Source organism: Pseudoalteromonas sp. CH_XMU1449-3 (assembly GCF_037027245.1).
Lineage (GTDB): Bacteria > Pseudomonadota > Gammaproteobacteria > Enterobacterales > Alteromonadaceae > Pseudoalteromonas > Pseudoalteromonas shioyasakiensis.
This window is the reverse complement of sequence record NZ_JAYMDY010000008.1, coordinates 40359-59176: the sequence shown is the minus strand read 5'-3', so window position 1 is coordinate 59176 and position 18818 is coordinate 40359. Positions and strand designations below refer to the sequence as shown.

Annotated in this window: 15 protein-coding genes; 8 read left to right on the top strand and 7 right to left on the bottom strand. The window is 39.4% G+C overall.

Features of this window, described 5'->3' with window-relative positions; translation table 11 throughout:
* Positions 1–56 precede the first annotated feature (56 nt).
* Positions 57–275, top strand: a complete 219-nt coding sequence (infA, locus tag WA256_RS11550) for a translation initiation factor IF-1 (protein WP_002962494.1) — start codon at positions 57–59, stop codon at positions 273–275.
* Positions 276–449: 174 nt separating this feature from the next.
* Here the strand turns inward: infA and clpA are convergent, their stop codons facing one another.
* Both clpA and clpS read right to left on the bottom strand, forming a co-directional pair.
* Positions 450–2714, bottom strand: coding sequence for an ATP-dependent Clp protease ATP-binding subunit ClpA (clpA, locus tag WA256_RS11545; RefSeq protein ID WP_054561665.1), 2265 nt, complete (start codon positions 2712–2714; stop codon positions 450–452).
* Positions 2715–2785: 71 nt separating this feature from the next.
* On the bottom strand, positions 2786–3094 hold the full coding sequence (clpS, locus tag WA256_RS11540) for an ATP-dependent Clp protease adapter ClpS (protein ID WP_161804337.1): 309 nt from the start codon (positions 3092–3094) through the stop codon (positions 2786–2788).
* Between the two features lie 209 nt (positions 3095–3303).
* Between clpS and cspD the strand changes: the two genes are divergently transcribed.
* Positions 3304–3519 (top strand): cold shock domain-containing protein CspD, encoded by a 216-nt coding sequence (gene cspD, locus WA256_RS11535; RefSeq protein WP_036968098.1) that lies wholly within the window; start codon positions 3304–3306, stop codon positions 3517–3519.
* A 432-nt stretch (positions 3520–3951) separates the two neighbouring features.
* Positions 3952–6174: an NADP-dependent isocitrate dehydrogenase gene (locus WA256_RS11530; protein ID WP_062564528.1), complete on the top strand. Its 2223-nt coding sequence runs from the start codon at positions 3952–3954 to the stop codon at positions 6172–6174.
* Positions 6175–6450: 276 nt separating this feature from the next.
* On the opposite strand, the gene WA256_RS11525 is transcribed toward WA256_RS11530, so the two are convergent.
* The 3 genes from WA256_RS11525 to WA256_RS11515 all read right to left on the bottom strand — a co-directional run bounded on the left by WA256_RS11525 (position 6451) and on the right by WA256_RS11515 (position 12109).
* Positions 6451–8724, bottom strand: a complete 2274-nt coding sequence (locus WA256_RS11525; RefSeq protein WP_335991538.1) for an ATP-binding protein — start codon at positions 8722–8724, stop codon at positions 6451–6453.
* Between the two features lie 9 nt (positions 8725–8733).
* Positions 8734–10002 carry an ABC transporter substrate-binding protein gene (locus WA256_RS11520; RefSeq protein ID WP_269408686.1) on the bottom strand — a complete coding sequence of 423 codons (1269 nt, stop codon included), beginning with the start codon at positions 10000–10002 and terminating at the stop codon, positions 8734–8736.
* Positions 10003–10090: 88 nt separating this feature from the next.
* Positions 10091–12109: a hybrid sensor histidine kinase/response regulator gene (locus tag WA256_RS11515; protein ID WP_335991535.1), complete on the bottom strand. Its 2019-nt coding sequence runs from the start codon at positions 12107–12109 to the stop codon at positions 10091–10093.
* A 216-nt stretch (positions 12110–12325) separates the two neighbouring features.
* On the opposite strand from WA256_RS11515, the gene WA256_RS11510 reads away from it, so the two are divergent.
* The 3 genes from WA256_RS11510 to WA256_RS11500 all read left to right on the top strand — a co-directional run bounded on the left by WA256_RS11510 (position 12326) and on the right by WA256_RS11500 (position 15832).
* On the top strand, positions 12326–13624 hold the full coding sequence (locus tag WA256_RS11510) for a diguanylate cyclase domain-containing protein (RefSeq protein WP_335991534.1): 1299 nt from the start codon (positions 12326–12328) through the stop codon (positions 13622–13624).
* 90 nt (positions 13625–13714) lie between these two features.
* Positions 13715–14608 carry a TIGR01777 family oxidoreductase gene (locus WA256_RS11505; RefSeq protein ID WP_335991532.1) on the top strand — a complete coding sequence of 298 codons (894 nt, stop codon included), beginning with the start codon at positions 13715–13717 and terminating at the stop codon, positions 14606–14608.
* Positions 14609–14983: 375 nt separating this feature from the next.
* Entirely contained in the window at positions 14984–15832 is an 849-nt protein-coding gene (locus tag WA256_RS11500; RefSeq protein ID WP_269408927.1) for a GGDEF domain-containing protein, read from the top strand.
* A gap of 16 nt (positions 15833–15848) precedes the next feature.
* On the opposite strand, the gene WA256_RS11495 is transcribed toward WA256_RS11500, so the two are convergent.
* A complete protein-coding gene (locus WA256_RS11495; RefSeq protein WP_054561674.1) occupies positions 15849–16799 on the bottom strand; it encodes a LysR family transcriptional regulator in 951 nt (316 codons plus the stop codon).
* A 109-nt stretch (positions 16800–16908) separates the two neighbouring features.
* Between WA256_RS11495 and WA256_RS11490 the strand changes: the two genes are divergently transcribed.
* Together WA256_RS11490 and WA256_RS11485 are read left to right on the top strand one after the other, a co-directional pair.
* Entirely contained in the window at positions 16909–17850 is a 942-nt protein-coding gene (locus tag WA256_RS11490) for a sodium-dependent bicarbonate transport family permease (protein ID WP_054561675.1), read from the top strand.
* An 82-nt stretch (positions 17851–17932) separates the two neighbouring features.
* Entirely contained in the window at positions 17933–18352 is a 420-nt protein-coding gene (locus tag WA256_RS11485; protein ID WP_239963750.1) for a hypothetical protein, read from the top strand.
* A gap of 12 nt (positions 18353–18364) precedes the next feature.
* Here the strand turns inward: WA256_RS11485 and WA256_RS11480 are convergent, their stop codons facing one another.
* A complete protein-coding gene (locus tag WA256_RS11480) occupies positions 18365–18745 on the bottom strand; it encodes a hypothetical protein (protein WP_063528781.1) in 381 nt (126 codons plus the stop codon).
* Between the last annotated feature and the right edge of the window lie 73 nt (positions 18746–18818).

Sequence of the window (18818 nt, the reverse complement as noted above, 5' to 3'; positions counted from 1 at the left end):
CTGTATTTTCGGCAAAATCTGCAGCGTTTAACTATTAAAGAGGTGTTACGCTAAACATGGCGAAAGAAGACGTAATCGAAATGCAAGGTACGGTCCTTGATACTTTACCAAATACAATGTTCCGAGTTGAGCTAGAAAATGGTCACGTTGTTGTGGCTCATATCTCTGGTAAAATGCGCAAAAACTACATCCGCATCTTAACTGGCGACAAAGTAACCGTAGAAATGACTCCTTACGATTTATCGAAAGGTCGCATCGTATTCCGTGCTCGCTAAGTTAGTGCGTTAACGAGAGATTTAGCTTTTTGCTGCTTTGAATGAGCAGGCGTGTTTATTACAAAGAGCTAAAAGCGTTTGTTAAATGGTGTTAAAACTAATTTAGTTTTAATTCCATTTAATAAACAAAAAGCCCAGCAATTGCTGGGCTTTTTGTTTTTAGCTAAAAACAACTTAAGCTGTTTCTAGGCTAGTTTCAAAGTCAAAGTGGATTTTCTTATCTTTCACAGATACTTTAACCGAACCACCATCGGCTAGCTCACCAAACAAGATTGCATTTGCCAGCGGCTTTTTAAGCTCATCTTGAATAACACGCGCCATTGGGCGTGCACCCATCGCTTTATCATAGCCTTTATCTGCCAACCACTCTCTTGCTTTGGATGTAAGTTCAAGGTTAACCGACTTCTTATCAAGTTGCGCTTGTAACTCAACAATGAACTTATCAACCACTTGCAAGATAATCTCTTTCTCAAGGTGATTAAACCAAATGATATTATCTAAGCGGTTTCTAAACTCAGGTGAAAACACTTTGTTGATTTCACTCATCGCATCATGAGAATGGTCTTGTTCGGTAAAACCAATCGACTTACGTACAGTCTCTTGAACACCCGCATTCGTCGTCATCACCAATACAACATTTCTGAAATCGGCTTTACGGCCGTTGTTATCAGTAAGTGTACCGTGATCCATTACTTGCAGTAGAATGTTGTAAATATCTGAATGTGCTTTTTCAATTTCGTCCAGTAGTACAACTGCATGCGGGTTTTTAATTACCGCTTCAGTTAACAAACCACCTTGCTCAAAACCAACATAGCCAGGAGGTGCACCAATTAGACGACTGACCGCATGACGTTCAACGTATTCAGACATATCAAAGCGAATAAACTCAACACCCATACACTTAGCAAGCTGCTTAGTGACTTCTGTTTTACCAACCCCTGTTGGGCCTGCAAATAAGAACGAACCCACTGGTTTGTCTTCGTTAGCAAGCCCAGAGCGCGATAAACGAATTGCTGAAGTCAACGCATCGATTGATTGGTCTTGACCAAACACTAGCATTTTCAGGTTACGGTCAAGGTTTTTAAGCGTCTCTTTATCGCTAGATGAAACGCTTTGCTGAGGAATACGCGCCATCTTAGATACAATTAGCTCGATATCAGCCACGCCAATTGTTTTCTTACGCTTAGAAACAGGCTGTAAACGCTGATTAGCACCTGCTTCATCAATAACATCAATAGCCTTGTCTGGTAAATGACGTTCATTAATGTATTTAGCACTAAGTTCTGCTGCCGCTTTCAATGCCTTTTGTGTATAACGAATACCATGATGCTCTTCGTAACGCTCTTTTAAACCGTTAAGAATTTTCGTGGTATCAGCCACACTTGGCTCAAGCACATCAATTTTTTGGAAACGACGTACTAACGCACGGTCTTTTTCAAAGATATTCTTGAACTCGTTATAAGTCGTTGAGCCCATGCAGCGCAGCTTACCACTCGAAAGTAGCGGTTTAATTAGGTTAGATGCATCCATTACGCCACCCGATGCTGCACCGGCACCAATGATGGTATGAATTTCATCAATAAATAAAATTGAACCTGGTTTAGCTTGTAACTCTTTAAGCAGCGATTTGAAACGCTTTTCGAAGTCGCCACGGTATTTGGTACCCGCTAATAATGCGCCCATATCGAGTGAGTAAACAACAGCATCGGCAATCACTTCAGGAACTTCTTTATTTACAATACGATAAGCTAAGCCTTCAGCAATGGCTGTTTTACCCACCCCTGCTTCACCAACCAAGAGCGGGTTATTTTTCTTACGACGACATAACACTTGTACAGTGCGTTCAACTTCGTTGTCGCGACCCACTAATGGGTCAATATTGCCATCAATCGCTTGCTGATTCAGGTTAGTCGTAAAGTTTTCAAGCTTAGTCGGCTCTTCACCTTGCACTTCTTGCACTTCTTCATGAATGTCATCGTGATCTTCACCGCCGATATCATCATCTGTTTTAGAAATGCCATGCGAAATAAAGTTAACAATATCTAAACGATTAACATCTGATTTTTTAAGTAAATAAACAGCTTGGCTTTCTTGCTCAGAAAAAATTGCCACTAGCACATTAACACCAGTTACTTCGTTTTTGCCAGATGATTGCACGTGAAATACAGCGCGCTGCAATACACGCTGAAAACCTAACGTCGGTTGCGTTTCTCTGTCTTCTTCAAGATCAGGAATAACCGGCGTTGTTTCATCAATAAAATCTGATAATTCGACTTTTAATGCGCCCATATCAACGCCGCAGGCGTTTAGCGCTTCTCCAGCAGAAGGGTTATCGAGCAGTGCAAGTAAAAGATGCTCGACAGTCATAAATTCATGACGGCGTGTTCTCGCTTCGCGAAACGCCGCATTCAAGGTTAGTTCTAAGTCTTTGTTTAGCATTGGCAACCCCTTACTGAGATAATATTTATATACCGTTGTGACGGGCTAATTGGTTCACCCTACCTTGGTATTTATTCCTGCTCACAACTACATAGCAGTGGATGCTCGTTGTCTCGTGCGTAACGATTAACTTGTTCAGCTTTGGTATGAGCTACATCGGCGCTGTAAACACCGCAAATTGCTTTACCGTTATGATGAACTTGAAGCATCACATCTGTTGCTCTATCGCTATCCATATTAAAAAACGTCATTAGTACTTCTATCACAAAGTCCATAGGCGTGTAATCATCATTATTTAAAATGACTTTATATTTTCGCGGTGGTTGCAATTTTTGCTTTTCACTGTCGCGAACTGTTTCAATAACACCAGAATCTTTCATGCCACTCATAATTAAATATAGTCTTGTCTTTAGAACTCAAGCAAACTTGAATAAAAAAATAAATAAATTGTTAAAAAATAGTCTAAAACACTTGACTGACTGGCTAAATAAACTACAGTCAAATATAGATTGATTAATCATTAGTCAGTCTAGCAAATTACACGGTTTAGAATAACTAAATTAGTCAACTTATAGAAGGATGTAGAAGTATGGCTTGTGGAAAAGTCAAATGGTTCAACAATGCCAAAGGTTTTGGCTTCATCGTAGAAGACGGCAGCGAGACTGATATATTCGCTCATTACTCAACGATTGTAATGGACGGTTATAAAACACTTAAAGCTGGTCAAGATGTAACATTCGAATTGCAACAAGGTCCAAAAGGGTTACACGCAACGAATATTGCGCCTAACGATGAAATCTCTTAGGTAAAACCTATTCGAGTATCAAGCGAGCGACCTTGTTAAGATCCTCGCTTACTCTTCTCATTTAAATATATCTCTCACTTCCCTTGAAATTCCATTTCTTCACCCCAATTGTTTAATTGTTATTAGCCCTTTAGAGCCAAGCTTGTTACACTCTTGTTGCTTAAATTTAGCTTTTTCGTCATTTTGACGTAAGGCTTTTGGCTAATTTCATAATTTGCTTATTTGAGCTATAAGAATTTTACAGTCTGTCAGCTGTGGTTATTTTAATACTATGTATTGAGTTGCAACAGCTAACAGACTGCTTGCTGTTGTTTTATCAAGGCACTTAAGCTTGGTAATTCAAGGCTATCTATTGCATTGTTGAATATGGCTAATTAAGGGTTACTGCTAGCAGTCATTACCAAACATTACGCCAACTATCTAGGAATGATGATGACATCAAAAATTATCTATACTAAAACAGATGAAGCGCCAGCTCTTGCGACGTATTCATTGTTACCAATCATCCAAGCGTATACAAACGCTGCGGGTGTTGAAGTTGAAACTCGCGATATTTCATTAGCGGGCCGTGTAATTGCAAACTTCCCTGAGTACTTAACTGAAGATCAACGTATTGATGATGCACTTGCAGAATTAGGTGAAATGGCTAAAACACCTGAAGCTAACATTATCAAGTTACCTAATATCAGTGCTTCTATCCCTCAGCTACGTGCAGTAATCAAAGAGTTACAAGAAAAAGGTTACGCATTACCTGACTACCCTTCAGAGCCAAAAACTGATGAAGAAAAGAAAGTTAAAGCAACTTACGACAAAATCAAAGGTTCTGCTGTAAACCCGGTACTTCGTGAAGGTAACTCAGACCGTCGTGCTCCAGGTTCAGTAAAAGAGTACGCACGTAACAATCCACACTCAATGGGTGCATGGAGCAAAGATTCTCAGTCATACGTTGCTAGCATGGAAGAAGGCGACTTCTTCGGTTCTGAGCAATCAGTCACTGTTGCAGAAGCAACTGATGTGCGTATCGAGCATGTTGCTGAAAATGGTGACATTACAGTACTTAAAGCAAGCACACCATTACTAGCGGGTGAAGTAATTGACGCGTCTCGCATGAGTGCTGCTAAGCTTCAAGCTTTCCTTGCAAAAGAAATCCAAGCAGCAAAAGACAAAGGCGTGTTGTTCTCATTACACATGAAAGCAACTATGATGAAAGTGTCTGACCCAATCATCTTCGGTCACGCTGTAAAAGTTTTCTTCAAAGACGTATTCACGAAACACGCTGATCTTTTTAAAGAACTAGATGTTGACGTAAACAACGGCTTTGGTGATGTATTCTCAAAAATCGAAAGCCTAGATGCAGCTAAAAAAGCTGAAATCGAAGCTGATATCCAAGCGGTATATGACAACAACCCTGCTATTGCAATGGTTGATTCTGACCGTGGTATCACTAACCTTCACGTACCAAGTGATGTGATCATCGATGCATCAATGCCTGCTGCAATCCGTTCTAGCGGTCAAATGTGGAATAGCGAAGGTAAATTACAAGACACTAGCTTTGTAATTCCAGATCGTTGTTACTCAGGTGTTTACCAAGCAACTATCGATTTCTGTAAAGAAAATGGTGCATTCGATCCAACAACTATGGGTAGCGTACCTAATGTTGGTCTTATGGCTCAAAAAGCTGAAGAGTACGGTTCACACGACAAAACGTTTGAAGTAGCTGCTGCTGGTACAATCCGTGTAGTTGACACAGCTGGTACGACTTTACTTGAGCATGCTGTTGAGCAAGGTGATATCTGGCGTATGTGTCAGGTGAAAGACGCACCAATCCAAGATTGGGTTAAACTTGCTGTTAATCGCGCTCGCGCAACTAACACGCCAGCAGTTTTCTGGTTAGACGAAAACCGTGCACACGATGCTGAGCTAATCAAAAAAGTAAACGCGTATTTACCACAACATGATACTGATGGTCTTGAGATCCACATCTTAGCACCAATTGAAGCGACTAAGTTCTCATTAGAGCGCATCAAAGAAGGTAAAGACACTATTTCAGTAACTGGTAACGTTTTACGTGACTACTTAACTGACTTATTCCCAATTCTTGAGCTTGGTACAAGTGCTAAAATGCTTTCAATCGTACCACTTATGAATGGTGGTGGCTTATTCGAAACAGGTGCAGGTGGTTCAGCTCCTAAGCACGTTCAACAGTTCGAAAAAGAAAACCACTTACGTTGGGATTCATTAGGTGAGTTCTTAGCACTAGCGGCTTCTTTAGAGCACCTAGCGGTTAATACAGGTAATAAGAAAGCACAAGTACTTGCTGATACACTTGATAAAGCAACAGGTACTTTCCTAGCTGAAAACAAATCACCTTCACGTAAAGTGAAAGAGATTGATAACCGTGGTTCGCACTTCTTCCTTTCATTATTCTGGGCGCAAGAACTTGCTGCACAAAATGATGATGCGGAATTAAAAGCGCAGTTCACACAAATCGCTGCTGATCTTGAGTCTCAAAAAGACCAAATCGTTACTGAATTAAACGATGCACAAGGTCCAGCAATGAGTGTTGGCGGTTACTTCCAACCAAATGATGAGTTAGCATTCAAAGCAATGCGTCCAAGCTCAACATTTAATGACATCCTAGCTAAACTGGTTTAATTCATTTAAACCTAATCAATTAGCTATAAGAGAGTTACCTCAGTGTGTTTAACACCGAAGAGGTAACTCTTTTTTATTTCAGCGACTTAAAATCAATTTTTAGCAGTCACTTGTAGCGCTCACTTCACTTTATACCAATTCGCTTAATTAAGTGGTCTATTTTGAGGCAAGAAAACCTCGTTGATAACAAGGCAAAAATTTCGTTTTTTAGTTGTTCTAAATCAGAAATTTTTAACGCGGGTAGCGACAGGTTTAATCCCTCAAAATGACTAAGTATTATTGCGGATTGGTATTAGACCACTTTAGTAAAGCCGTTTTAACACATTGGTAGTCAATCGGCTTGGCAACAAAATCATTCATTCCTGCGGCAAAACATCGCTGCTTATCAGCTTCAAGTACATTGGCTGTTAAGGCAATAATAGGGATAGCTCTATACTCTGGCATTTCTCTTATACGTATTGTTGCTTGCGGGCCATCAAGTACAGGCATCTGCATATCCATAAATATAATATCAAAGCTGTTTTGCAGATTATTTTCCCCACTATGTTCCTTACATAGCGCAATAGCTTGCTCGCCATCCCCTGCTATTTTTATTGAGCTTATACCAAACTCATTTAACATCGCTTCGATAACAACCTGATTAATGTCATTATCTTCTACTACAAGCACATGTAATGATGAAAAGTCTGCTTGTTCCTCTTCAGATTCTTGCCTATTTACGACTTCAAACTCAGATTGCTCAATAACCTGTGTTGTTTTTAGCTCAAAATAAAAGTGAGACCCCTGCCTAACTTCACTCTCAACTTGTAAAGGGGCATCCATCAAATTTAGTAACTTACTTGAGATAGCAAGGCCGAGACCTGTACCACCGAAGCGCCGTGTAATTGAGGTGTCAGCTTGAGAAAACGCTTCAAATAGCTTACCGAGATTTTCTTTTGCGATACCTATTCCTGTATCAATCACGCCAAATTTGATGCTCAGATCATCGCCGCCTAGCTCATTAATTTTTACGCTAAGCGTCACACTGCCTTTCTCGGTGAATTTAATTGCGTTCCCTAACAGATTTATCAACACTTGTTTTAGGCGGGCTTCATCAGCAAAGAAAACACAATGTTGATATTCTTCAGCAACAGAAATATTCAACTTGATATGCTTACTTTGGGCTTGCTCTTTAAATAAATGTTGAAGCTCATCTAGTAGCGAATTTAGATGTATAGGCACAGACTCTAACTCAATTTTAGAGGCTTCAATCTTACTTATATCTAAAATGTCGTTGATGATTACCAATAAACCTGCCCCTGAAGATTGTATAATATTAAGCATCTTCATTTGTTCATGCGACAAACTGGTACGGCTCAACTGCCGCGCCATTCCTAAAATGCCATTCATAGGGGTTCTAATTTCATGGCTCATATTTGCTAGGAACTCTGATTTAACTTTAGTTGTATGCTCGGCTGTTTTCTTCGCCTGAGTTAAATCTTGACTGAGCACCCGAAATCTATCTGCCGCAGTCGCAAGCACACCAATTTCATCGTTACGCTTTAAGTCATAAATAGGAGCTGATAAATCACCCGCTAAGAAGTATTGGAAACTTGTAGTTAAACGTGTGATTGCGCGCGATATATGCAGGTGGAAAAAGATGGCAAGCGCTATAATGTAGATAACCACGCCAACAGCAAGAAAACGCAGAGTTTGATCTGATTTTATTACTGTTTCTTGCGCTTCACTTTTAATCTTTTGTAATTTTGCTAAAGATTTCTCTCTTAGTTTATCTGCAAGGGTACTGAACTCAATAGCATCGCCAGCCATAACAACATTAACCAAGCTTAAATAATTTCGGTTAGCCTGCACACCTTTCGAAAATGCCTGCTTATATGTTTTAGCATGTTCACGGTTATTACTTAGCTCAGTGTTGGTTTGTGTCTGATTTGATAAAATAGCCAGCGCCTTATTAACAGATGCTCTTTTCGAATAATCCTTTTTGGCCAGAAACAAAGACGCATCACGATGTAATTCATGCCATACATTGAGATGTTCAGTGATAGCCAGCTTCTCGTCATTGCTAGTCGCAGTTAATTTGAGGTTGTTTAATTCATTAATGGCAGCTAAATAGATTTGCGGTAGCTCAACGTCAGTGAGCTCTGTTTTGATTTCATAACGCTTGGCAAGCACGTTTAGATTTTCGCCGTACCGTGAAATCAGCTGAGACATTGAATTTAAATAAACTTGGCTTTCAAGTTCATCACTCTTCAGATCAACACTTTCTAAACGTGCTTTTATACTTTCAAAGTTCTCTATTATTTTACTAAATACGGTTTTACTACCTGAGAATCCATAAACTGAAATATCCCGCTGCATTTCAACAATATCTTTATTTATACGAAGTATACCCACGGCATAATTACTAATGCGGCTTATATCGTTAAAAGATGTTTCAATTCTTTGCAATCGCTTGTTCAAGACAAAGTAACTCGCCCCCATTACAAGTAAAACGAGGGTTAATGCCAATAACACCTTAGCTGCTAAAGACCTAGAAAAAATGGTTAGCAATGTAGCTCCTTATGAGTTCAACAACTCATACCATTTATCTAAACTGTAATCATAATTCGGCATTACCGTATTCCAGACCGCTATATTGGAAAAACGCTTGATATAGCTTCCTCCATCACGAGCTTGACCCGCTTGAACAGATATTTTGCCGTCTGTTCCGCGTAAATCCATGGATGCTTCTTGCCCTTCATACCAATATTGCCATTCTGCTTTTGACATAAGAGGCTGACTCCGCTCAGGATTAGAAATATAATAACCTTGTCTTGCGATAAACGCGCCTGGATAGCCTGAAAGCCACCAATTCATGTATTCATAGGCAGCATCTTTAACATGTCCCTGTGCATTAGCAGATAAGCACATTACTCCATGCCAAGCACGATAACCTTCTTTCGGTGAAGCATAAACAACGGGGATACCTTGCCCTTTGCAGGCACTAACACCGGGCGAAAACATACTTTGAATCGTAACGCGCTTCATTTTCATAAAATCGACAGACTGCGGTACCGAAGTCCAAAAACCGGCAAAATGACCTTGCCTTTTCTTTTGCAGTAAAATTGCAAATAGCTGGTCAATTTCGCTAATGCTCATATTGCCCATATCTTTAAATGTCATCAGCCCCTGCGCCTCGGCAGCTAAGGCTGCATCAAAAATACCAATTGTTGGTGCATTAACAAGGGCGACTTTGCCTTTATTCTTTTCATCGAGTAACCAAGACCAAGACTCAGTTTGGTAAGGAATACCCTTTTCTATGAACTGAGTGTTATAACCAAACGAGTCGACATTATGCACGTAAGGCAAGAAACTAATCGAATTAGTTGGTGTAGTTGCAAGCGAACCATCTGCTTGCACATAAAGAAGTTTGTTCGGTGAATCGCCAGCACCTAACTTGGCATCTGGCACGATTTTACCTGTTTTGGAAAGTGGATTGATTTCATGCCAATAGGTTAACCGCTCTGTTTCGATAGGTTGAATAGCACCTGCTTGCCAAAGAATATTAATTGAATCTGACCATTGCTCGTACAAGTCAAAGCTGCTTGGATCAGCCGCAGCTTTTTGCAGCACTGCGGCACTGCCCATTGGGGTAAATTCAATATTAATACCCAGCTCAAGCATGGCTTTTTGTCTGAGCTCTTCTTGCAAAGTAACATGTGTGCCCATTACCCTAATTGTGGGAGTATTCTTAGCGAATACATAGGGAGCTTTAAAGGCAAGTGTTGAAGCCACAGCACCAACACCTAATGTTTTTAAAAAGTCTCGGCGGTTATCTGAGTAGCCCATTTAGTATTTCCAACATATTAAACCCGTTAAAAGTATAGGTTAAATTTGAAAATTGCCTAAAATAACTACTCATTTAGCCAGCAATGATTTACATTAAAAAATGCTCTTTAGCTGTCACAATTGCTTGCTCAATAGCCGTATTTTTAACAGGTTTTGAAACAAATAAATCCATTCCAGCTTGTTTGCAAGCTGCTTTATCATCTGCAGAAGTATTGGCTGTTAAAGCAATAATATAAGTTGTATCAGTTGGGCAAATTTGCTCATCTCTTAAAATACGTGTTGCTTCAATGCCATCCATTTCTGGCATTACGCAATCCATAAAAATCAGATTGTATTTGTTTTGCTTGCACTTATTTATTGCATCAATACCATCGCAGGCATAATCGGCCGTTAAGCCTAACTTTTCTAGGTGTGCTTTTAACACAAAGCGGTTAATTTGGTTGTCATCAACAACCAGAATCGATAAAGGCAAGGCTGAAAAGTCGATATCAGAGGCATGCAGCGTATCATGTGATTGTGGCTGTCCTAGTTTTAGAGGTAGTTGAATATCAAAACAACTGCCTTTTTGGAATTCGCTACTGACCTTTATTGTGCCTCCCATATAATCAATAAGCTCCTTCACTATTGCAAGGCCAAGACCCGTGCCCCCCTTTTTTCGGTCCTTATTTAGCTCTTGGGTAAATGGTGAAAACAGTGACTTCATAAAGGTTTCTGTCATGCCTATGCCCGTATCTGAAACTTTTAAATTCAAAATGACATCGTCATTTTGAACCCTAGTAGATACGTATAACTTAATAGTGCCTTGCTCGGTAAACTTTAAAGCATTACTCAGTAAGTTAGACGCAATTTGAGTGAGTCGGGTGTTATCACAGTAAGTCCAACACTCTTCACTTATATCAATATCGACGTCAAAATTAAGATTTTTTTCTTGGTATAAAGGTAAGTACAAAGACGCTAAATCAACAAAAATTGTTTTTAATAAAAAGTGACTAGGCTCTAATTTGAGTTCACCATGATTTATTTTAGAAAAGTCGAGCACTTCGTTGATGATGTTTAACAAAATATCAGCACTTCGTAGTGCAACTTTGAGTTTTTCTTCTCGCTTTTGCTCTGACTTTTCATAAAGTAAAGTCGTTAGCATGCCTGTAATGCCATTTAACGGCGTGCGCAGTTCATGGCTAATTTTGGCGAGTAAGATGCTTCGGTCTTCAAGTGTGCGTAGTGCATCAGCTTTTTGTTTTTTAAGCTCTTCACGAAGTAACACCTCTTTCGTTACATCTTGAAAAGTACCTATTAAACGAACGCACTCCCCGTTTTCAAATTCTGCTTCGCCATACGTTGAAACCCATACAGGATTACCTTTCGCTGTGATGAGCTGAATTTCAATATTCCAATCTTTACCATGCTCGATTGCTTCTTGGACTACTTGTTGTATTGCATCACGACTTTCACCTTCTTTATAAAACTCAATAGCCGTCTCAAGGTTTGGAGAATAATCAACGGGCACTTCATGGATTGCTTTAGTTTGCTTGCTCCAGTACAACTTATTTTCTAGCAAGTCGAACTCCCAAGAACCTATTCGAGCAACTTCTTCAACTTGCGCCAGCATATAGTTCTTTTTTATTAACCGTTCTGAAGAAGCATTGCGTGCTATTTCGTTGCCTAACCACTGAGCAAATAACTCTACATAATCGTGAGACTCTTCACTAAAAGGTTTTGATACATTCGGCGCTGAGAAGTTAACTGTGCCGAACACCTTTTTGCCAACAAAAATAGGCGCGCCAATGTAAGATTCGAGTTGAAAATTTACATAACAAGGGTGCTGTGCAATCCGACTATTTGAGGCATGGTGAAATGAAAGCGCTTTATTAGCTTCTAAGGTGTGAGCACAATAGGTACCTTCCATATCGAATTGCGTACCAACCGGGATTGCATTATCAGGCGCCACCACATGAATAACCGTATAGAGATTGTCATCAACTTGACTCACAATCGCAAATTCGAGATCAAATACCTCTAAACCAAATTCTAGTAACTTGATTACTTTGTCTGAAAAATCAATTTCTTGATTAGATACTATATCGTGGAATTGGCGCAGAAAGTTCACAGTCACTCCTTGTCACTTAAAACTGCATCTAGTTCAAGTTAGCATATCAATAAATTACTGAGCGTACACTTAAAACAGGCTAAAGAACCAAATTTCATTCAAAACATCATGAAATAGCATTAAAACAGCCGTTTATTGTTGATATATTGGCAAAGTTCGATGATTGGTCAATACTTTTCAACTAAGAACTAATATTTTTAGGTTACTACTATTTTAATGTCGCTGAGAGCTAAATTTATCCTTCTACTTTCCACTATTTTTTTAATGGTGGTAGCCAATACCTTCATTATCTATGTATTAGATAAGCAAGGTCAGGCTAAGCTTGAGGCGGTGATCCATACTCATGATGTTCTCGATGAATCTGAAAAGCTCTACAATCAAATAACGAACGCAGAAACTGGGCAACGTGGTTATTTATTAACTCAAGACCTCAACTATTTAGAACCCTACTACACAGCACTTGAACAAGTTAAACAACATTTTTTGACTATCAATAAGCTAACGCTAAATAACCCCGAACAACAAGACACTCTTACTGAAATTGATGAGCTGGTCGACAAAAAATTAGCAGAGCTAGCATTAACTGTCACACTTGTAATGCAAGGCACGCCATATGCCCTCAAAGAAGCTAAAGCGGTTGTGTTAACGAATGAGGGTAAAAAGTATATGGACCAGATCCGCGAGCATATTTTACTGTTTCAAAATACTGAGCTTGCCAAGTTAGAACAGCAAAATGCTGACTACCAAAAAAACAGACTATTTATAACTCACTTCGTAACTTTGCAAATACCATTAATGCTCATCTTGTTAGTTTTTTGCGCTTTTTATATCAATGCAAAGCTTTTTAAACCTCTAAAGTTATTAATTCAAAACACTGATCAACTAGAAAAAGGCGAAAAACCAAAAACGTTGACGATTAGTAGCCATGATGAAATTGGCTATGTGTTAAAACGCTTTGCACGCATGAGTGACATCGTTTATGAGCGAACGAGTAAGTTAAATTTTCAAGCTAGTCATGATCATCTAACAGGCGTTTTAAATCGCACAGAGTTAAAGCCAGCATTGAAGCAAGCCATTACTACTTGCTCTGAAGACAATAAACTGGCTGTTATATTTATAGATATAAATAAATTTAAACAACTCAATGATGAATACGGCCATTTAATTGGTGACCAAGTTCTTATTGAAACCGCAAAACGGATTACGTCATCAGTTAGAGCCGATGATGATGTGTATCGTTATGGGGGAGATGAATTCGTCATAATTACACATAATATCGCTAAATACAGACACATTAATGCCATGATCACGCATCTATTAGCACGTTTTGATAACCCATTTGTATTTGAACAGCTCACATTAAATATTTCATTAAGTATTGGGGTAGCCCTTGCTCCAGATCACAGCCTAGATCACCAAGAATTGCTGAGATTAGCTGACCAAGCAATGTATCACGCTAAACATGAGTTAAAAAATAGCTATCATATTTACAACAACCACAATCAAGAAGACTAATCTAAATTACTGCTTTATCCGTATATATTTGCAAAAATCATCATCACTATGTATAAAAAAATACACACAGATATTAATTAAGGCAGCACTATGCATATTTTATTAACAGGTGGAACAGGCCTCATTGGTAGACATTTGTGCCCTTTTTTATTGAATCACCACAAGGTAACTGTGCTAACACGCAACCCTATTCAAGCCGCGGTCATACTGACTCATCAAGTACACACTGTTAAGTCACTCGATGAAGTTAACTTTGAAGAGATTGACGCTGTCATTAATTTAGCAGGTGAACCAATAGTCAACAAACGTTGGAGTGAATCGCAAAAACGCACTTTACTGAATAGCCGGATTAATCTTACCTTACAGATAACTAAAGCAATTAGCCGCTGTGAATCGCCGCCTCATACCTTTATTTCTGGCAGTGCGATTGGCTTTTATGGCCGCCAAGAAAACCAGCCAATTGATGAAAGCTTTAATGATATTTATCCTGAATTTAGCCATGTTCTATGCCGTGATTGGGAGCATGCAGCAACAAAAGCACAATCTGACCAAACTCGAGTATGCCTACTTCGTACAGGTATCGTATTAGCTAAGCAAGGTGGTGCTTTAGGTAAAATGCTGCCTGCTTTTAAATTTGGCTTGGGTGGACCAGTAGGCCATGGTCAACAAGGAATGTCGTGGATCCATATTGACGACATGATCCAACTCATCCTTTTTGTGCTTTCACATCAAGAAATACACGGGCCTGTCAATGCCACTGCGCCAAACCCTGTTGATAATAATGAATTTAGTCAAACACTCGCGAGTGTGATTTCGCGACCTGCTATGCTACGTATGCCTAGCTGGGTTTTAAAATTGATGATGGGAGAAATGTCTGATCTTCTGCTTCATGGTCAATTTGTGCTTCCGAATAAACTACTTAGTCACAATTACCGCTTCCACTATCCAACATTGAAGCCGGCATTAGAAAGCCTGAAATTATAGTTACAATGTACGGGTTGCTAATACCCAACTAATACATAATAATTAAATAGATTTTAGTCGAGTGATTCTTCAGGGAAAGTCATGATGCATTTACCCACCATAATCAGCATCTCAATTTTATTGAATGTGATTATTGGGTCGTTCTTATTGTCTTTGTATTTTTTAAGGCAACAATCAAGTTATTTATATTGGGGTAGCTCGTGTCTCATATTTGTAGGCGCACAAATAGCAGCTTCTCTGCGTATTTTTATCGACCTTCCTCTAATTACACATTATCTAGCTGATTTACTGATAATTTCAGCTCCCTTAGCAGCCATACTAGGTATTCATACTTACAGTCAATCAGACAAAAAATGTCAAAATAAATGTGCATATGTGTTAGTTGCATCTGCAGTAATATTACTCCTTGTTTATGATTCACCATTTAGCCAGTTATTCACAACAGCCATAATTGCAGCATGTTTTAGCTATGCAGCTTTCGCGCTAAGGAAGTTGCATGTTAAACGCATCATGCATTTAGTATTACTCAAGTTGTGTTTCGTCATTCACGCTTTGATTATGGTAACCCAGTTTTCACTACTACTTAGTGATTACCTAGGTTTGTTGCAAACAGACTTGAAACAAATATTAGCTGTTATTCTCATAAGCCATATTGTTATTACCACACTAACCGCCATGATCTGGCCATTAATGATGTTCTTAGAGCATGAGCAGGTACTGAGTGACCTTGCTAATCGTGATTCGCTAACCGGTTTATTGAATCGTCGAGCGTTTATCAGCGTTAGTAACAATTATTTAGAACAAGCAAACAACAATCTAACAAAACTTTGCGCTTTGATGATAGATATCGATTTCTTTAAGAGAGTTAATGATCAGCATGGCCACGAAACAGGTGATGAAGCACTTAAGTGGGTTGCTAAAAAGATTAAAAGCCAGCTACGTGAGCACGATTTAGTGGCTAGGATTGGCGGTGAAGAGTTTGCAGTGATACTACCCAATACTAGCCAAGCTCAAGGAGAAATCTTATCAGAGCGAATTCGTTTAGCTATTCATAATGATAGCTTTGTGCACAATGACCATAAAATAAACCTTTCTATCAGTATCGGTATCATCACCCATAAGTCGGGCACCAATAATGTTAACGAATTACTGGCTGAGGCCGACAAAGGCTTATACAAAGCAAAATTAAATGGCCGTAATCAGGTTGTGACCATGGCATTTTAACGCACAACTTGTTAGTTTAATTTAAGCTCTCATTTAGCTGGCTTAGCTCATTGGTCACCCACTGTTTATCTAAGCATTGCTCTAAGTTCAGTTGGGCAAATTTTAAAAAGTTGCGCGCCGCATGTGATAAATGGCGATCGGTGCGCACCACAAAATACCAATGGCTGGCCAAATTCACATCTTCAACATTTAGCATGCAAAAACTCGTATCGTGAGGTGGCAATACATGGCGCGAAACCACCCCCAGCCCCATTCCTGAGCCAACAGCAACACGAATAGCCTCGTTACTCGCCATTTGCACTGTGTTGCTAAGGACAAATCCTCTGCTTTGCAGTTCACTCTCAAACAGCATTCGCGTAGCTGAACCTGGCTCGCGAAGTAAAAAACGTTCACTCACTAAGTCATGTAAAGTTACATGACTTTTACTCGCAAGCTTATGGTTATTTGCCGCAATAAATACCAAAGGATTTTGTAAAAACCGGCCCGCTTTTGCGTGTTCTAACGAAGGGGGGTGACTAAATACATAAATATCGTCTTCGCCTCGTTCAAATCGGGCAAGCACCTCAGCACGATTACCAATTTCTAGTGGCAATTCAACATGCGGATGTAAATTACTATACGGGCCGAGTAACTTAGGCAAAATATATTGTGCAGTGTTAACCATGGCTATTTTACAGCGCCCGCGCTCACCACCTCTAAGCTCAGCTAAATAGTCTTGATAATCATCAAAATGACCAAACACCTGCTGACATGTTTGAAACAATGCAAAACCCGCTTCTGTAACATGTATACGCTGCTGATTAACCATCACTAATGGCTCATTAACTGTTTCTTGTAAGCGTTTAATTTGTTGCGAAACCGTTGGTTGCGTTAAGTGTAACTGCCTTGCTGTTTCACTGATAGAGCGCGTTTTTACCACACACATAAACACTTCTAGTAAGCGAAAAGAAATATGTCTTAAGTCCATAAAACCCAACCTATAGATGATTATCTATAAGATACTACCACTTATTTAATTATTTACTATGTGAATTTTTATCTAGAATAGCGGCGCTTTTAACCAAGAGGAGAACAAAGTGCCTGATATTGTTGTAATGTTTTTTGTTTTAGGACTCACAGCCGGATTACTTCGCTCTGACCTAAAAATTCCGCAAGCAACCTATGAAACCCTTAGCCTATTGTTGATGCTCACCATTGGCTTAAAAGGCGGCATGGTGCTACATGGCAATTTACATTGGCAACTCTTACCCGAAATGGGCGCTGTATTACTGCTTGGCGGCTTAATACCTTTAATGCTTTACCCAGTTTTAAACAAACTGCTAAACCTCTCCGTTGCTAATAGCGCAAGTATTGCCGCCCACTATGGTTCTGTAAGTGCAGGTACATTCGCCGTTGCTTTAGCATATGCCGAATCGAACTCACTTAATGTGGGTGCTGAAGTCACGCTTTACTTAGTAATGCTTGAGTTACCTGCAATCATCGTTGGTTTATTACTATTCCGCCGTCTTGGAAATGGGTCTGGGCAAAACCTATCACTCAAAGCGCTATGGCATGAAACACTGACTAACAAAAGCGTGATTCTGCTTGTAGGTGGTGTAATTATTGGCATGATGTACGGCACACAACAAGGCAGCCAAGTAACTAGCCTGTTAACAAACAGCTTTAAAGTTGTATTAGCGTTATTCTTGCTCGAAATGGGTTTAATGGCCGCACAAACACTGCGCCCTATTCCATGGCATCATTGGCGTTTAGCATTATTTGCACTTATAACACCTAACCTATTGGGTGCTATCGGCGTCTGTGTTGGTACTGCCCTGCAACTCGAACTGGGCTCGGTAGTAATATTAGCAAGCCTAGTTGCTAGTGCCTCTTATATTGCTGCTCCAGCGGCTATTAAAGCAGCGATTCCTGATGCTGATATAGGCTTAGCCATGTTATGTTCTTTAGGTATTACCTTTCCTTTCAATGTATTACTAGGAATTGGCTTGTATCATCAAATAGCATTGTATATGAATTAAAAGATTGCTAACTATCACTTTATGCATGAGATTTTTTAAAAAGTCGTTTAATATAAATAAAAAAGCAGTGCAAGGACATGCTATGTTCAATCAAACGCTTAGCACTGAGCAACAGCATGTAAGTGATATTTTTATGCGCTTATGTACGCTTTGCCAGGTGCAAAATAATTTAGAATTAGAGCAACATTTATCATTACAACGTGGCTTTTGTGAGCAAAGTATTGAGCTTGCAACTGTTCCTTATGAGTTAATTGATGAAGTGGCTAAAGCTTCTGAGGTTAGCTTTGATTCACTACTTAATGGTAATAACCAAACCACAGCTACACTCGATGGGCCGGTATTAGAAGCAGTGAGTAACGGTATTATCAAGAGTATAAAAAAGCTATCAATGGCGGGGTTAATTAAGGGTGAAAACCAAACGCAAGAAGCACTTAGCCAACTTGCAGATATTCAGCTAAAACAAATAGCAAAAGAGCTCAAAATACAAAGCCAGGTTAAATAACCTGGCTTTTTACTAATTCTTACCTTTGTACATTTTCTCGTAAATGTCAGATATGTTGTTTTGCTTATCGTAGTATCGCTGCAGCTCCCCAAGCGATAACTCCTTTATTTTATCGCTATCAAGCCCAGTCGGTTCTGCTAATTTAAAGTGTGCAGCATGCGGTGAATTGCCCATTAAGGTCGCAATTTCGTTCTTTAGTTGTTCAGCTTTATTGAATAGTTTAATTGCTTTGCTGATATCTGTTTCATGCTCGGCTTGTAACGTGCACCAAACCACCTCAACAGACTTAGACCTGATTTGATCTTCAAAAATATTTTTGCGCGCAATCAACCATGTACTTGCAATCAGCAAGATGGCTAAAACGGCAATGGCTATGTAAATTAGTTCAAGCATTACGTTCCCTCGGTAAACTAAATGTTACTATACACCCAAACTTGGTCCGTAATATATCAGGAAAAAGCATTAT

What these genes read in the sequence shown, in the direction of transcription:
- infA (WP_002962494.1), top strand. Translation starts at nt 57, where the DNA reads ATGGCGAAAGAAGACGTAATCGAAATGCAAGGTACGGTCCTTGATACT.
- clpA (WP_054561665.1), bottom strand. Translation starts at nt 2,714, where the DNA reads ATGCTAAACAAAGACTTAGAACTAACCTTGAATGCGGCGTTTCGCGAA.
- clpS (WP_161804337.1), bottom strand. Translation starts at nt 3,094, where the DNA reads ATGAAAGATTCTGGTGTTATTGAAACAGTTCGCGACAGTGAAAAGCAA.
- cspD (WP_036968098.1), top strand. Translation starts at nt 3,304, where the DNA reads ATGGCTTGTGGAAAAGTCAAATGGTTCAACAATGCCAAAGGTTTTGGC.
- WA256_RS11530 (WP_062564528.1), top strand. Translation starts at nt 3,952, where the DNA reads ATGACATCAAAAATTATCTATACTAAAACAGATGAAGCGCCAGCTCTT.
- WA256_RS11520 (WP_269408686.1), bottom strand. Translation starts at nt 10,002, where the DNA reads ATGGGCTACTCAGATAACCGCCGAGACTTTTTAAAAACATTAGGTGTT.
- WA256_RS11510 (WP_335991534.1), top strand. Translation starts at nt 12,326, where the DNA reads ATGTCGCTGAGAGCTAAATTTATCCTTCTACTTTCCACTATTTTTTTA.
- WA256_RS11505 (WP_335991532.1), top strand. Translation starts at nt 13,715, where the DNA reads ATGCATATTTTATTAACAGGTGGAACAGGCCTCATTGGTAGACATTTG.
- WA256_RS11495 (WP_054561674.1), bottom strand. Translation starts at nt 16,799, where the DNA reads ATGGACTTAAGACATATTTCTTTTCGCTTACTAGAAGTGTTTATGTGT.
- WA256_RS11485 (WP_239963750.1), top strand. Translation starts at nt 17,933, where the DNA reads ATGTTCAATCAAACGCTTAGCACTGAGCAACAGCATGTAAGTGATATT.
- WA256_RS11480 (WP_063528781.1), bottom strand. Translation starts at nt 18,745, where the DNA reads ATGCTTGAACTAATTTACATAGCCATTGCCGTTTTAGCCATCTTGCTG.